This is a genomic window from Pseudomonas sp. GXM4, from assembly GCF_008923895.1.
Taxonomy (GTDB): domain Bacteria; phylum Pseudomonadota; class Gammaproteobacteria; order Pseudomonadales; family Pseudomonadaceae; genus Aquipseudomonas; species Aquipseudomonas atacamensis.
In genome coordinates this window covers 1-15,123 of sequence record NZ_WBRZ01000137.1, presented here as the reverse complement: position 1 = coordinate 15,123, position 15,123 = coordinate 1, and the positions used below count along the sequence as shown (strand labels likewise).

Here is a 15,123-nt window from a genome sequence, read left to right as displayed (position 1 = left end):
TTCACCTTGACTATGTGGGAGCTGGCTTGCCAGCGATGACGCCACAACAGCCACCACCGAACGACCAGAGACCCTACCAGATGACCACGCTCAGCCCTCTGGGGCCCAACACCCCGCGCATCGCCCTGATCGGCGAATGCATGATCGAACTGCAACAACGCGCCGACGGCAGTCTGCAGCAAAGCTTCGGTGGCGATACCCTCAACACGGCGGTGTATCTGTCCCGTGCGCTGGGCGACAAGGCGCAAGTCGACTACGTCACCGCGCTGGGCGATGACAGTTTCAGCGACGCCATGTGCCAGATCTGGCGCAGCGAAGGCATCGGCCTCGATCTGGTGCAGCGCTTGCCCGGTCGGCTGCCTGGTTTGTATTGCATCCAGACCGACGCCAACGGCGAGCGGCGTTTTCTGTACTGGCGCAACGAAGCGGCGGTACGCGATTGCTTCACCACCCCTGCGGCCGAGCCGATCCTCGCGGCGTTGCCGGACTACGACGTGCTGTATTTCAGCGGGATCACCCTCGCTGTACTCGGAATGCAAGGCCGCGCCCGACTGATCAAGACCCTGATAGAAGCCAGGCAGCGCGGCGCACGCATCGTTTTCGACAACAACTACCGCCCGCGCCTGTGGGCGTCGGTGGAAGAGGCGCGCGCGGCATATCGCAGCGTCTTGCCATATGTGGATCTGGCGTTACTCACCGTGGATGACGAACAGGCATTGTTCGGGTTTGCCGATTGCGCTGAGGTGTTTGCCACGTATGCACAGATCGGCACGCCGGAAGTGGTGCTCAAGCGCGGCGCCGAGGCGTGTCTGATTCGTTGTCAGGGGGACGCGTTTGAAGTGCCGGCGCAGAAGGTCGATAAGGTTGTCGATACCACGGCGGCGGGGGATTCGTTCAGTGCGGCGTATCTGGCCAGGCGCTTGCTCGGCGGCAGTCCGGCAGAGGCGGCGCAAGCGGGACATGAATTGGCCAGTCGGGTGATACAGGTGCCTGGAGCGCTGATCCCCAAAGCCTGAAATGCAACCCCTGTAGGAGCTGCCGAAGGCTGCGATCTTTTGATCGTGATCCGCAACGCCTAGGTCAAGAGATCGCAGCCTCGTTGCACTCGTCAGCTCCTACACAGGAGCACCGATCAATCCCGATAAAACACCTGCACCAGGTGATAACCAAACTTGCTTTTGATCGGCCCATGCACGGTGCGCAGCGGCTTCTTGAAAATCACCGCATCAATCGCGCCGACCATCTGCCCCGGCCGCACTTCGCCCAGGTCGCCGCCGCGTTTGCCGGACGGGCAGGTGGAAAATTTCTTCGCCAGCACATCGAACGCTTCGCCCTTGGCAATGCGCTGTTTGAGTTGTTCGGCCTCTTCGGCGGTTTTCACCAGAATGTGGCGGGCTTGGGCTTTCATCGTGCAATACCTGATAACGGGGTGACAGCGGGGCGCGCGATTATGCCTCAAGTCGCGGGGTCGGGTTGCTCAACTTGCGAATCTTGCTCGCCAGCACTTCAAGGACAAAGGGCTTGGCGACCATGTCCATGCCCTCTTCAAGGAAGCCCTGACGCTCGGCAGCAATCTGCGCGTAACCGGTCATGAACAGCACTTTAAGCCCCGGACGATGCTGGCGAGCAATCTCCGCCAACTGCCGACCGTTCATACCCGGCAGCCCGACATCAGTAACCAGCAGATCGACGCGTTGCACGGACTCGAGCACGGGCAGGGCGTTCGTGGCGTTTTCCGCTTCGAAGGTTGTGTAGCCCAGTTCCTTGAGCAGATCCAGCACCAGCATGCGCACTGCCGGATCATCCTCGACCACAATCGCGGTCTCGCCTGAAGATGAAGCTGCAATCGGTTCGGCTTTCTCCACAGACGAGGATTCGGGCGTCGGCTCAAGCAAACGCGGCAAGTACAGACGTACACAAGTACCTTGCCCCGGCACACTGTCGAGGCTGACATGACCACCGGACTGCTGGGCGAAACCGTAGATCATCGACAGCCCCAGACCGGTACCCTGGCCGATCGGCTTGGTGGTAAAGAACGGATCGAACGCCTTCGAACGGATTGATGGGGTCATGCCGGTGCCGTTATCGCTGACCGCGAGCATCACGTATTCCCCGGCCTTCACCGGCTCGAGAATGGTAATGTCGCTGCTGTCGAGATACACGTTCGCGGTCTGGATCAGCAACGTGCCGCCTTCGGGCATCGCGTCGCGGGCATTGATCACCAGATTGAGCAGGGCATTCTCCAGCTGGCTGACGTCGGTACTCACCGGCCACAAATCCTCTGGCAGGCGCAGTTGCAGCTCGATCGCATCGCCCTTGGTGCGGCGGATCAGGTCTTCCAGTGAATGCACCAGTTCGTTGACGTGCAGTTGCTTGCGATCCAAGGACTGGCGCCGCGAGAAGGCCAGCAAGCGATGCGTCAGCGCGGCCGCACGGTTGGCCGACGACACGGCCGCCTCGGTGAAGCGACCAATCTCATCGGCGCGACCGTTGGCGATATAGCGCTGCATCAGATCCAGGCTGCCGATGATGCCGGTGAGCATGTTGTTGAAGTCATGGGCGATGCCGCCGGTGAGCTGGCCGACGGCTTCCATCTTCTGCGCGTGGCGCAAGGCGTCTTCGGCGCGCTCGCGTTCGAACATCTCGTTCTGCAAACGCTCGTTGGCCTGCGCCAGTTGCTCGGTGCGCGCGCTGACCCGCTCTTCGAGGGTCTCGTTGAGATTGCGCAGGGCTTCCTCGGTTTTCTTGCGCTCGGTTTCGTCGATGACAAAGATGTAGAAGCCATTCACTGCGCCGTCCGCGCCATGTCGCGGCAGATAATTCATGAGGGCATGACGGGTGCTGCCGTCGCGGTGCGGCGTGTAGAAACTGAAGGAGCAGGAGCGGCCGGCCAGTGCTTCGGCGATGTACGGCGCACGCAGGAAATACGCCTCTTCGCCGATGACTTCGCGGATCGTGCGCCCATACAACTCCTGCGGCGTCAGGCCGTACCAGTCCAGATACGCTGCATTGTTGAGGCGAAAACGTTCTTCGGCGTCCACGTAGCTGATCAGGATCGGCATGGCGTTGATGATCAGCTGAAGTTCGGTCTGGCTCTGACGCAGCGCCTGTTCCGTATGTTTGCGTTCGGTCAGGTCCAGCGCCGCGCCGAGAAAGCGCATCGGCCGACCATGATGATCCTTGTAGCAACGCCCGCGCGCGAACACCCAGCGCAGCGTGCCATCGGCCTGCAACAGGCGATATTCCTCAGCGTACTCGGTGCCATGGGTGATGCAGTACTTGATGCCGCGCGCGACCATGGCGCGGTCTTCGGGGTGCACCCCGTGCATATATTCGCTGATCGGCAACTGCCCGGCCTTGCTCGGATCAACGCCATGCAGTTCGGCAAAATGCGCATCGGCGATGAAACGGTCTTCGCCAATGTCCCAATCCCAGGTGCCGACGGCGTCGGTGGCGGCGAGGGCCAGTTGCAGACGCTCCTCGGACTGGCGCTGGGCCTTGAGGCTTTCTTCGGAGCGACGCTGCAATTCCAGGGCAATGCGTCGGCGCTCGTTGGTTTCGATGGCAGTGATCAGAATCCCGGCCACCTGTGCGGTCTCATCGCGAATCGGGCTGTAGGTCAGATCCAGCCAGAAATCGGTTTTTTTGCCGTCCCGCTGCACGCTGAAACGCTGCTCGCTGAAGCTGCGCACCTGGCCCTGCAGCACTGCTTGGTATATCGGCTCGGCAAAATCCCGCACCTCTGGCCAGACCTCATGTGTCGGCTGCCCGAACGCTTCGGGATGTTTGCTGCCAGCGAGCAGGGCAAAGCCATTGTTGTAGATCTGCGTGAGTTGCGGACCCCATAACAGCAGCATCGGCATCGGCGAATGAATCACGATGTCCACCGCCGTGCGCAGGCTCTGCGGCCAGGTGCCGGCGGCGCCCAGCGGGCTGCGGCTCCAGTCGGTGCGGGCAATCAGGGCCTGAGCGTCATCGGTGGTGGATACAGCATTCATGTTTCAATCCTGAGCGTGGTTCGGTGAGACGGGGTCTATCATTGTTGCAGGAGCCGCGCCAAGCGTCGGCCAAATTTGCTCATTCAATGCTTCGCGGGTGCTTTCAGCCATGGAAATCGATGCACTGTTGTCAATATTGTCGCAAAAAAACGGCTCGGATCTGTTCCTCTCTACCGGCGCAGCGCCGAGTGCGCGCATTGATGGCGTGCTGACGGCGCTCAGCGATCAGCCATTCAAACCCGGCGAAACCGCGGCCATCGCCACCTCCCTGATGGACGCCGAGCAGCGCCGGGAGTTCGACCGGGATCTGGAAATGAACCTGGCAATCTCCCGAACGGGCGTCGGGCGGTTCCGGGTGAACATTTTCAAGCAGCGCAACGACGTTTCGATCGTGATCCGCAACGTCAAGGTCGACATCCCGCGATTCGAAGACCTGAAGCTGCCGCCGGTGCTGCTGGAAACGGTGATGCTCAAACGTGGCCTGATTCTTTTTGTCGGCGCGACCAGCTCAGGCAAGTCAACTTCGCTGGCGGCACTCATCGATCACCGTAACCGCCACAGCGCCGGACACATCGTGACGATCGAAGACCCGATCGAATATATCCATCGGCACAAGCGCTCGATCATCAATCAGCGTGAAGTCGGCGTAGATACCCGAAGCTTTCATGCGGCTTTGAAGAACACTCTGCGCCAGGCTCCGGATGTTGTATTGATTGGTGAGATCCGTGACCGCGAAACCATGGAGCATGCGCTGTCGTTCGCTGATACCGGCCATCTTGTGTTGTCGACGCTGCATGCGACCAACGCCAATCAGGCGCTGGATCGAATCATCAATATGTTTCCCGAGGAGAAGCGCGAACAGCTTTTGCAGACATTGGGCAACAACCTCAAAGCCTGCGTTTCGCAGCGTCTGCTCCGCACTGTCGATGGCCAAAGGCGCGCGGCAGTCGAAATTCTTCTGGGTACGCCGACCATCGCTGACCTGGTCCGACGCGGCCAGTTCGAAGAGCTCAAGCCGATGATGGAAAAATCGACCGGACTCGGTATGCAGACATTTGACGCGGCACTGTTTGCGCTGTTTGCAGAAGGTGCAATCAGTGAGCAAGAAGCATTGAAGAATGCCGATTCGGTAAATAACTTGAAGTTGCGAATCAAACTTCAGCGCGATCAGGCAGGTGTTAACAATACAGGCGCCGGCGAGTGGGGTTTGATGGATTGACTTGGTGTCTTCAATTGCGTCGACTGATTGCGCGGCAACAACACTTAATAATTAACTCGTGGTTCGATTGTATGTGTTTGGGTAAAACGTCATCACGCTGAATGGTCAGCTAGTTGGTTTGATGAGGTTTTACCTTGAACGAAGTTAAGAAAAATAAAGTATTCCGCCCATCGAAAGTTGCGCTGGCTGAATGGAAGTATCGGTCTGCGGCAGATGCCACCGAGCGCGATATGGTTCTTCGGCATCTGGAAGAGGCATTGAATGAGTACACTGAAGATCACGATATAGACTGGTATGGGCGTGAAGTAGAGTTGCAACCAGGCTCATCACTGCATCAAATATATAACCCCGGCAGACTTCTGCTCAATGAACTGCTGAAAACCGGGCCGGTCATTGGTGCAATCGGTCGAGAGGAGGCGCGCGAGCATAACGGCCTGGTTCGGATTACGCCGGAAGGCAAGATGGAAGTCCGTGCCGTCAGAGGTTGGGTAGATCTGGTTGCGGCGCAGTATTTTGAATACAGTCAACCTACGCGCTCGACGGTGAGTCTCATCGCCGACATTGCCGCAGTCGTCGGCGGTTTTGTATGGCCTGATCTGGATGTAACCCTGGATCAGTGGTTCAAGTTTCATGATATCGATCTGCCTGACACCAAGGCGAAGATCAGTAACTTGATCGGCTTGTTCAAGTTTTCACCCGAGGTCAGGGAGCCAGTTGCTTTTTGGGATCACTTTCAATCCAGTGAGCAGAGTCATCACGCATTATCCGAAGAGCAGTTTGCAGATATTCGTGGCGTCACCGCCAAGTTGATGCCGAAGCGCAAACTGTTGTCAGCCTTGTACAACGTCACGGGGCGCGCGGATATATCTCACGAAACGGCGGCGCAGCGCCTCGTTGAATTTGTCGCCTATCCAGTTTCGCTGGATCTTGCCAGAAGTTATATCAAAGAGCTGAATTGGTACGGGGTGAATGACGGGCAAACGCTCTCCGAAAATATTCTCCGCCAATTGTTGATGACCGCGATATTACTCGACCTGGACCCATCGATCGGCCATCGCCACCTGGTCGAACGGCGAGACCTGTACTCGCCAGACAATGTTGAGCGCCATCCATCAGAGATACTCGAGGAGTACACCGAGTTTGTGCGGAACAAGCGCTGGGTAGATCCGATATTGGCGCCTTTGGTGGTTCATCTTCTCATGGCACGCAACGCGCCCGAATTTCTGGTCAGGAAAATTCCGACAGAGGTCACACTTGGGTCGATCGCCTGGATCAAGTTCTGTCGCGCTGTAGTATTGGTCGAGGCGGTAAAGACCGGGGCCTCACGGGAATTGACCTATGCACAGATCATCGCTTACGGCGAACTGGAGCCGGTCAGTGAAGCGCAGAAGCATATGCGCGATCTGGCGCTGATCGACCCGATCGTGGAGTGGGCGTTGCTCAACCGGATTATCTCCAGAGCCGAACTCGAAGAGGCAGAAGAAACCTGTACACGAAGGGCGATTGACGCGTTTGAGCACCACGCAGACCAATTCGCCCAGCTAGCCCGCGCATTTTCGACACCGTTACCCAACCGAGCGGAAATTGCCCGAAGCCAATTGAGAAAAGCTGCACCTGGCTGCGACACACTGGACGAAAAGGCGCTTTCCGAGAAAGGCGGACAGCAAATCATGTCCATGGTCGAGCTGCACCAATCGGGCGATCTGGTCACCGGTCAGTGGGACAGGCGCACCGTACGTTTGATCGTCAACGGATTGCTGCAACCTGCGATCAACTACAACCCTGCGGGTCTCAGTCTTTATCAGCGTTATCCGCAACTGCTGACAATTGAATCCTGTGACGAGGAAATGGATCGTCAGTTGGCCGTGCATTTCGAAGCGGTGAACGGCGGCATGATGTCTGCCGTCAAGCTGGCGTTGGCACACATGCCGGAAGCGGATCTGCAAGTGTTCATGAATGCCGAGATTCATTTTTTCACCGTGCGCGAATCGGCATCCTATGTGACTACGCGCCGGGCCGGCGGGCCTTTGAATGTAGGGCTTGAACAAGAAACACAACAAAGCCGGGATGCCGCCACGGGCCGCTTCGGTGTTGTGATGTACACGTCTGATGAAGACGCTGATCTTTGTTATGAATTATTCACTTCGCGTGCAGAAACCCGCAGGAATGATGCGCTGGGTGCTTTCATCAGACGGGAAAGAAAGCTTCAGCAACGCTCAAGAATGAGCGCCAGTGCCAATATGACGACGCCCCTGAGCAACACCCTGACCCAGAGCGTTCCGCTGAACATCAGGCGCTATACCCATGCCGCGGCCGAGGACGCTTCGATCAGCAGCAGTATGGCGATCATCGATTACTTCGGCGCGCTGAAAGCACCAGCGCAATCTGCGCGGTTGCAGACAGGGTTCTACCAGAAATTCAACGACCCGAACGTCGTGCGCATCGCCGGGTTTCTCGCCGAGAACAGACCGTTCCTGACTAAAACCGAGCTCAGAGAGCTCGTGCGTGTACCGACGCCGCTCGAACTCTCCCGGGAAGAGGGCGAACGCTTGCTGACTTACTTCATCGACCTGTTGGTGCCGTTCAAAAAATGCATCGAGGACATCGCCTCGGGCGAACACAACAAGATGGTGGACGGGGTTTACGGATGTTTGATGGACGGCATCGGCCTGGTGGGAACAGTGGCTGGCGCCAGCTCGAAGGCGCTGAGTATTTCCACCAGGGCCATTTCCACTACTGCCAAGGCCGCGCGTTTCACCCGGCTGGCGTTTACTTCGGCCATCTCGCTTTTCAATCCCTTCGACGGTGTGCCATCTGGTCTGCAGGCGGGCGGTAAACTGGTACACAAGGGCCTGCTGCGGTTCAACAAGAACACTCATGACCTGATTACTCTGGCCAGGGGGCAATTGCACAGGATCAGCGGTCGCCGGCAATCCTATGATCTGCTTGAAGCGGCCGATAACGCGCAATTCGGGTTGGGGAGCTGGCGGCCACGCGGGGCTACGCATGAAGCCGTCGCCGTGCTGGCCGCGCGCAGTGGTGACAAATGGTACTCGCTGAATCGACGCGGCAACTTGTGGGGCAAGTCTCTGGAGGGTTTTGTGTATCAAGCCCCCTTGCAACTGCCTGCTTCGCCGCGCACGTTGCCGCTCAGTTACACGCGCAAGTTCATCGAGCAAAGCCTGCCCCGTGCACGGGCCAAGATCGACAACGCATTGGAAATCTTCAACCGTCATGATTTCAAGCGCGATCGCGACGCGCTGATGAAGATCGTGTTCGGCGATGCTTCTCAGGTGTCCGCCGATCGGCTGGTTAACTACTTGCGTTTGATCCGCTTCGATTTCGCCGGTTTCTCCTTGAGCAACATGGTTCTCGACGGCCTCAAGATCAACGACACCCTGGCATCGTTCGATGTAAACAATTACCAGCGCTGGAAAGACGCGGGTTCGAGCGGTGATTGCGCTATAGCGTTTGTTGAGGTCTACACGAAAAACTTCAACCGACACTTCGTCAGCATGGGTCTGAACCTCGATGTGATCGCCGACGACCTGATTCATGAGCTGTTCCACGCCAGCGCACAAACCGACGATGTCGGCTATGCCACCGACGCCGTGCATGCCAGTGACAGCGGACAGCAGCTGGATGTGTCCGTATTGCTCAATCTGGGGGCAGGTTGCCTGGCGCAGTCGCAGAGCGGCACTGAATGTCATGCGCCGTCCAGAGCCTTCGAAAACGCCGACTCGCTCACGCTGGTCACCTCATTGCTGAGTCAACTGATCACTGACGAGGTCACTTTCGATCAAAACATGACTGTTCTTGACAGTGCGCTCGAGGCCAGTGCGGGCCGGGCGATTCGCGAGCCGGTGGTCATTACCTTGAACAAACCTCGTTGATGAAAAGCACTGCCGCCAGCCTGTCGGATGAGGGCGTCAGTGCCGGTTTCAATCAGCCAGTTCCGGCCGATCCCGAAACTGCTCCAGCGCTTCGGGATTGGCCAGTGCATCGGTGTTTTTTACCGGCCTTCCATGCACGACATCACGCACCGCCAGCTCCACGACTTTGCCGCTGATGGTGCGCGGTATGTCCGTCACTGCAACAATCCGCGCCGGGACATGCCTCGGCGTGGTATTGGCGCGGATCACTTCGCGGATTCGCTGTTCGAGTCCTTGATCGAGTTCGACACCATCGCGCAAACGCACGAACAGCACGACCCGCACATCATCCTGCCACTGCTGACCGATGGCGACGCTGTCCAGTACCTCGGTGATTTTCTCGACCTGGCGATAGATTTCCGCCGTGCCGATGCGCACGCCGCCCGGGTTCAACACCGCATCCGAGCGGCCATGGATCATCATCGCGCCGTGGGGCAACTGTTCGGCGTAATCACCTTGTGCCCAGACGCCGGGGAACAGGCTGAAGTAGGACTGGCGAAGTTTTGAACCGTCGGGGTCATTCCACAAGCCGATCGGCATCGCCGGGAAATGCCGTGTGCAGACCAGCTCACCTTTCTCACCGATCACCGGTTGGCCAGCGTCGTTCCACACCTCGACGGCCATGCCCAGGCTCTTGCCCATGATTTCTCCGCGACGTACCGCTGACAGCGGGTTGCCATTGACGAAGCACGAAACGATGTCGGTACCACCGGACATTGAAGCCAGGCACACATCGGTTTTGAAGTCGCGGTAAACGAAATCGTAGCTTTGCGGTGACAAAGCCGAGCCTGTGCACAGCAGGGTTTTCAAACTGCTCAAGTCATGACTTTCGCGGGGCCTGGCGCCGCTGCTTTCCAATGTGGCAAGGAATTTCGGACTGGTGCCAAACACACTGATGCGTTCATCGTCGATCAGATCAAGCAAGCGCTGATGGTCCGGATGAAACGGCGAGCCGTCGTAGAGCACCACGGCGCTGCCAACCGCGAGCGCCGAAACCAGCCAGTTCCACATCATCCAGCCGCAGGTCGTGTAGTAGAACAAGCGGTCACCGGGACCGAGGTCGCAGTGCAAACCATGCTCCTTGACGTGTTGCAGCAGCACACCGCCGGTGCTGTGGACGATGCATTTCGGCACGCCAGTGGTGCCGCTGGAGTACAGCACGTAGAGCGGATGATTGAACGGCACCGGGGTGAAATCCGGTTCGCCGCCGGGTTGATAGAAGTCTTGCCACAAGCAGACATCAGCGTGGCTTTGATAATCCTCGATGCGCGCTTGCGGACGGGCGTACGGGACGATGATCAACTGCTGCAGTGACGGCAGTTGTGCCAGGATTTCGTTGAGCTTGGCGGTCTGATTCAGGATTTTTCCGGCGTATTGATAACCGGCACAGGTGAGCAGCACTTTCGGTTCGATCTGGCCAAAGCGATCGATCACGCCGTGGGTGCCGAAGTCAGGCGAAGAGCATGACCAGATCGCGCCGAGGCTGGTGGTGGCCAACATCGCCACCAGAGTTTGCCAGGTGTTGGGCATGCACGCCGCCACGCGATCACCCCGGCCAACACCCGCCGCGCGCAGGCTCGCCTGAAAACCGGCGACGTGTTCGGCCAGTTCGGCCCAGGTCAGTTGTTCGCGCTGGCCGTTTTCCGCCACAGCAACCACCGCCACGGCATCGTCGCGGCGGCGCAGCAGGTGTTCAGCGAAGTTCAGCGTCGCGCCGGGGAACCACTCGGCGCTGGGCATTTCCGCACCTTCACGCAAGATGGCGTCTGGCTGAGTGTGGAAGCGGATGTCGAAGAAATCGACGATCGCCTGCCAGAACGCCGGGCGCTGATCGATGCTCCATTGGTGCAGGGCAGGGTAGCCGTCGAGCTCAAGCGAATGCCGCTGATTGATTTCGCGCCGGAAAACGTCCATCCGCGAACGGTCGATACGCTGGGCGTCGGGTTGCCAGAGGATGTCGGACATGGGTTTGCCTCTTCTTATCGGATTCGCGAGCAGGCTCGCTCCCACAATGGCCAGGTGTTTATTGCGCCAACCACCCACCATCAATATTCCACGCCGCGCCGCGTACCTGGCTGCCGGCTTCACTGCACAAGAACAGCACCAGCTCACCCAGATGCTGAGGTGTGACGAACTCCAGCGACGGCTGTTTTTCCGCCAGCAGATCATGCTGCGCCTGTTGCGGATCGACACCCTTGGCCGCGCGATCATCGATCTGCTTCTGCACCAGCGGCGTCAACACCCAGCCCGGACAGATCGCATTGCAGGTGACGTTGCTGGTCGCGGTTTCCAGCCCGACCACTTTGGTCAGGCCGATCACGCCATGCTTGGCGGCGACGTACGCGGCTTTGCCGGTGGAGCCGACCTGGCCGTGCACCGAGGCGATATTGATGATGCGCCCCCAGTTCTTGCGGCGCATGCCCGGCAGGCTCAGCCGCGTGCTGTGGAATACCGATGACAGGTTGATCGCGATGATCGAATCCCAGCGCTCAACAGGAAACTCTTCTACGGCCGCAACGTGCTGAATGCCGGCGTTGTTGACCAGAATGTCGACGCCGCCAAACTCGCGCTCGGCGTAGGCGACCATGTCGGCAATCTGCGCCGGGTCGCTGACATCGGCGGGATGATGGCCGACCTTGCCGCCGAACTGAGCGACGTCGGCGATCACCTTCGAGGCGTCGCCGAAGCCATTGAGAATCAGGTTGGCGCCAGCTTTTGCGAGAGTCAGCGCGATGCCCAGGCCGATGCCGCTGGTGGAGCCGGTTACCAAGGCTGTCTTGCCGGAAAGAGTGGTCATGAATACCTCACACAATGCCAGTGGCGTAGAAAGTGCCGATCACCACGAAAACCGCGAGGGTCTTGATCAGCGTAATACAGAAAATGTCTTTGTAGGCTTCGCGGTGGGTCAGTCCGGTCACCGCCAGCAACGTGATTACCGCGCCGTTGTGCGGCAGGGTGTCCATGCCACCACTGGCCATCGCGGCCACGCGGTGCAGCACTTCCAGCGGAATATTCGCCGCGTGCGCTGCACTGATGAACTGCTCGGACATCGCCGCCAGCGCAATGCTCATGCCGCCCGACGCCGATCCGGTAATGCCGGCGAGCAGTGTCACGGTAATCGCTTCGTTGACCAACGGATTGGGAATCTGCTTGAGCCAGTCGGCCAGCACCAGGAACCCCGGCAGCGAAGCGATTACCGCACCAAAGCCGTATTCAGACGCGGTGTTCATGGCCGCGAGCAACGCACCGCTGACCGCGCTTTTGCTGCCTTCGGCGAGCTTGCTTTTGATCGCCTTGAAACCGAACGCCAGGACCATGAGGATGCCGACCAGCAACGCCGCCTGCACCGCCCAGATCGCCGTGAGCTTGGCGATTTCGGTGGTGACCGGCGCGGCCATGCCCGGCAGCGCGAGGCTGTGGGTCTTGCCGTACCACTGCGGAATCCATTGGGTGAACAGCAGGTTCATGATGCCCACGGCCAGCAATGGCGACAGGGCAATCCACGGGTTGGGCAACTTCAGGTCTTCGGCGGTTTCCGGTTCGTTGCGCAGTTCAGTGCCGTAGCCTTCGCCGGCACGTTGCGCCTTGTTGCGTTGGCGCTGCAGAAACAGCATGCCGGCGCAGAACACGAAGATCGTGCCGATCACCCCCAGCCACGGCGCCGCCCATGCGGTGGTGTTGAAGAAGGTGCTGGGAATGATGTTCTGGATCTGCGGCGTGCCGGGCAGGGCGTCCATGGTGAACGAGAATGCGCCGAGGGCAATGGTCGCCGGGATCAGGCGTTTGGGAATATTGCTCTGGCGGAACATCTCCGCTGCAAACGGGTAAACAGCGAAGACGACGACGAACAACGACACGCCGCCATAAGTCAGCAGGGCGCAGACCAGCACGATCACCAGCATCGCTTGTTTAGTCCCGAGCAAGCGAATCGCAGCGGCGACGATCGAGCGCGAGAAACCGGACAGTTCGATGAGCTTGCCGAACACCGCGCCGAGCAGGAATACCGGGAAATAGAGCTTGATGAAACCGACCATCTTGTCCATGAACACCCCGGTGAAAGCAGGGGCAACGGCGGACGGATCGGTCAGCAGCACCGCGCCGAGGGCGGCGATCGGGGCAAAGAGGATGACGCTGTAGCCACGGTAGGCGGCGAGCATCAGCAGCGTCAGGGCTGCCAAGGCAATGATCACACTCATGGTGTGTCTCTCCAGGATTGTTATTTTTGTGGGTGGAACGGGTGCGGAGAGTGGGTTAGCGAGATTTGTGCCAGAAGCTCAAGTAATTGAAATATATGAAGATTATTCCTTGCGAGGAAATGTTTTGATTGGTTTTGTCTCTATTCAGAGACTTCTTATGCTGGAAGGATGCCTTCGCGAGCAGCCTCGCTCCCACATTTGTCATGCATTCCCCTGTGGGAGCCAGCCTGCTCGCGAGGCTTTTGTTTTGTCTTCATGCGGAGACTCAATATCTCTTTATGTAGACTCAACGATCCCCAGCGCAGCCATTTTCTTGTACAGCGTCGACCGCCCCAGCCCCAGCCGAACCGCCGCCTCTGGCACTTTTCCCGCGCATTGCGCCAGGGTCGACTCGATCAACTGCCGATCAAACCGCGCCCGCGCCTGTGCAAATGTCTCCCCAGCGGAGGCTTGCATGCTCGGCTCGGCCGTCCGCTCAACCGGAGTAAAGGTGCCAATCGCGCCGCGAATATCCTGCTCGGTCAGCATCAGATCATCACTGAGCAACGCCGCCCGCTCCAGCACATTGCGCAACTCGCGGATGTTGCCCGGCCAGGCATGCTGGCCGAGCAACGCCAGCGCGTCGCGGTGCAGTTCATGCTGGCTGCGCAGTTCTTCGAGAATCGCCTCGCTCAGCGCCGGCAGATCATCGAGACGTTCACGCAGCGGCGGCACCTGGATCGGCAGTACGTTGAGGCGGTAGTACAAATCGGCGCGAAATTCGCCGCGCTTGATCGCCGCCTGCAAATCCGTCGACGTCGCGGCGATTACCCGCACATCGCTCTGAATCACTTCATTGGAGCCGACCGGCTCGAACTCCTTTTCCTGCAACACGCGCAGCAGTTTGCTTTGCAGCGGCAGCGGCATATCGCCGATCTCATCGAGAAACAGCGTGCCGCCCTGAGCGATTTGTAATTTACCGGTGCGGCCCTTGCGGTCAGCGCCGGTAAAGGCGCCGGGTGCCGTACCGAAAAATTCGGCTTCCAGCAGCGCCTCGGGAATTGCCGCGCTGTTGATGCTGACGAAGGCTTTGTGCGCGCGTGGTGAGGCGCTGTGAATCGCTTGGGCCAGCAACTCCTTGCCGGTGCCGGTTTCTCCCAGCAGCAACACGGGCGAATCAGCGCTGGCACTGCGGCGCGCACGGCGTTTGACTTCAAGGCTGGCAGCGCTGGTACCGATGAAGTGGGCAAAGTTGTATTTGGTCTGCCGCGCACGCAGCAGCGAACGCGTCGAGGCGAGTTCTTCCTGCATGCTCAGGTAACGCTTGAGCATCGGCGACAGCGTACGCAACTCGTCGAACAGGGCAAAACCGATGGCGCCGATCACGCTGCCGGCATCGTCGTGGATCGGCAGGCGCATCACCACCAGCGGTTCCTTCGGCGTGTCCTGCATGTCCAGCAGAATCGGCCGACCGGTGCGTACCACCTCGCGCAGCAGGCTGCCGGGGATCACGCTTTCGCAGGGTTTGCCGATAGCGCCTGCCGCTGAATCGAGACCGAAGCGCCGGGCGTAGCGTTCGTTCATCCAGACGATATTCGCATCGCGGTCAACAATCACCGTTCCCTCACTGGATTGCTCGATGATCTCGAACAGCGAACGGATCGCCAGGGTGCGCACCCGTTGGTAGTCCTTGAGGCTTTCGGTGGTGTTCATGGAGGCTGATCCTGATTGTTTGTTGCCGGTACCGGCCCGTTCGCGAGCAGGCTAGCTCCCACAGGGGACTGCATTCCAATGTGGGA

Annotated in this window: 9 protein-coding genes; 3 read left to right on the top strand and 6 right to left on the bottom strand. The window is 59.1% G+C overall.

Annotated features, from left to right (window positions below):
• Positions 1-80: 80 nt before the first annotated feature.
• A complete protein-coding gene (locus F8N49_RS17090) occupies positions 81-1,016 on the top strand; it encodes a sugar kinase (RefSeq protein WP_151551960.1) in 936 nt (311 codons plus the stop codon).
• A 116-nt stretch (positions 1,017-1,132) separates the two neighbouring features.
• On the opposite strand, the gene F8N49_RS17085 is transcribed toward F8N49_RS17090, so the two are convergent.
• Complete coding sequence (locus F8N49_RS17085) at positions 1,133-1,408, bottom strand: peptidylprolyl isomerase (RefSeq protein WP_007912322.1); 276 nt, start codon at positions 1,406-1,408, stop codon at positions 1,133-1,135.
• A 40-nt stretch (positions 1,409-1,448) separates the two neighbouring features.
• Positions 1,449-3,998, bottom strand: coding sequence for a PAS domain-containing protein (locus F8N49_RS17080; RefSeq protein ID WP_073474740.1), 2,550 nt, complete (start codon positions 3,996-3,998; stop codon positions 1,449-1,451).
• A gap of 109 nt (positions 3,999-4,107) precedes the next feature.
• Between F8N49_RS17080 and F8N49_RS17075 the strand changes: the two genes are divergently transcribed.
• Positions 4,108-5,217, top strand: coding sequence for a PilT/PilU family type 4a pilus ATPase (locus F8N49_RS17075; protein ID WP_073474737.1), 1,110 nt, complete (start codon positions 4,108-4,110; stop codon positions 5,215-5,217).
• A 134-nt stretch (positions 5,218-5,351) separates the two neighbouring features.
• A complete protein-coding gene (locus F8N49_RS17070) occupies positions 5,352-9,110 on the top strand; it encodes a hypothetical protein (RefSeq protein ID WP_151551959.1) in 3,759 nt (1,252 codons plus the stop codon).
• A gap of 48 nt (positions 9,111-9,158) precedes the next feature.
• Here F8N49_RS17070 and F8N49_RS17065 read toward each other — a convergent pair whose 3' ends face one another.
• The 4 genes from F8N49_RS17065 to F8N49_RS17050 all read right to left on the bottom strand — a co-directional run bounded on the left by F8N49_RS17065 (position 9,159) and on the right by F8N49_RS17050 (position 15,037).
• Entirely contained in the window at positions 9,159-11,114 is a 1,956-nt protein-coding gene (locus F8N49_RS17065) for an acetoacetate--CoA ligase (RefSeq protein WP_122750769.1), read from the bottom strand.
• Between the two features lie 58 nt (positions 11,115-11,172).
• Positions 11,173-11,946, bottom strand: coding sequence for a 3-hydroxybutyrate dehydrogenase (gene hbdH, locus F8N49_RS17060; protein ID WP_110599378.1), 774 nt, complete (start codon positions 11,944-11,946; stop codon positions 11,173-11,175).
• Between the two features lie 7 nt (positions 11,947-11,953).
• Entirely contained in the window at positions 11,954-13,345 is a 1,392-nt protein-coding gene (locus tag F8N49_RS17055; RefSeq protein ID WP_016774505.1) for a GntP family permease, read from the bottom strand.
• Positions 13,346-13,621: 276 nt separating this feature from the next.
• Positions 13,622-15,037, bottom strand: coding sequence for a sigma-54-dependent Fis family transcriptional regulator (locus tag F8N49_RS17050; protein ID WP_151551958.1), 1,416 nt, complete (start codon positions 15,035-15,037; stop codon positions 13,622-13,624).
• Positions 15,038-15,123: the final 86 nt, after the last annotated feature.

What these genes read in the sequence shown, in the direction of transcription:
- F8N49_RS17090 (WP_151551960.1), top strand. Translation starts at nt 81, where the DNA reads ATGACCACGCTCAGCCCTCTGGGGCCCAACACCCCGCGCATCGCCCTG.
- F8N49_RS17085 (WP_007912322.1), bottom strand. Translation starts at nt 1,408, where the DNA reads ATGAAAGCCCAAGCCCGCCACATTCTGGTGAAAACCGCCGAAGAGGCC.
- F8N49_RS17080 (WP_073474740.1), bottom strand. Translation starts at nt 3,998, where the DNA reads ATGAATGCTGTATCCACCACCGATGACGCTCAGGCCCTGATTGCCCGC.
- F8N49_RS17075 (WP_073474737.1), top strand. Translation starts at nt 4,108, where the DNA reads ATGGAAATCGATGCACTGTTGTCAATATTGTCGCAAAAAAACGGCTCG.
- F8N49_RS17065 (WP_122750769.1), bottom strand. Translation starts at nt 11,114, where the DNA reads ATGTCCGACATCCTCTGGCAACCCGACGCCCAGCGTATCGACCGTTCG.
- hbdH (WP_110599378.1), bottom strand. Translation starts at nt 11,946, where the DNA reads ATGACCACTCTTTCCGGCAAGACAGCCTTGGTAACCGGCTCCACCAGC.
- F8N49_RS17055 (WP_016774505.1), bottom strand. Translation starts at nt 13,345, where the DNA reads ATGAGTGTGATCATTGCCTTGGCAGCCCTGACGCTGCTGATGCTCGCC.
- F8N49_RS17050 (WP_151551958.1), bottom strand. Translation starts at nt 15,037, where the DNA reads ATGAACACCACCGAAAGCCTCAAGGACTACCAACGGGTGCGCACCCTG.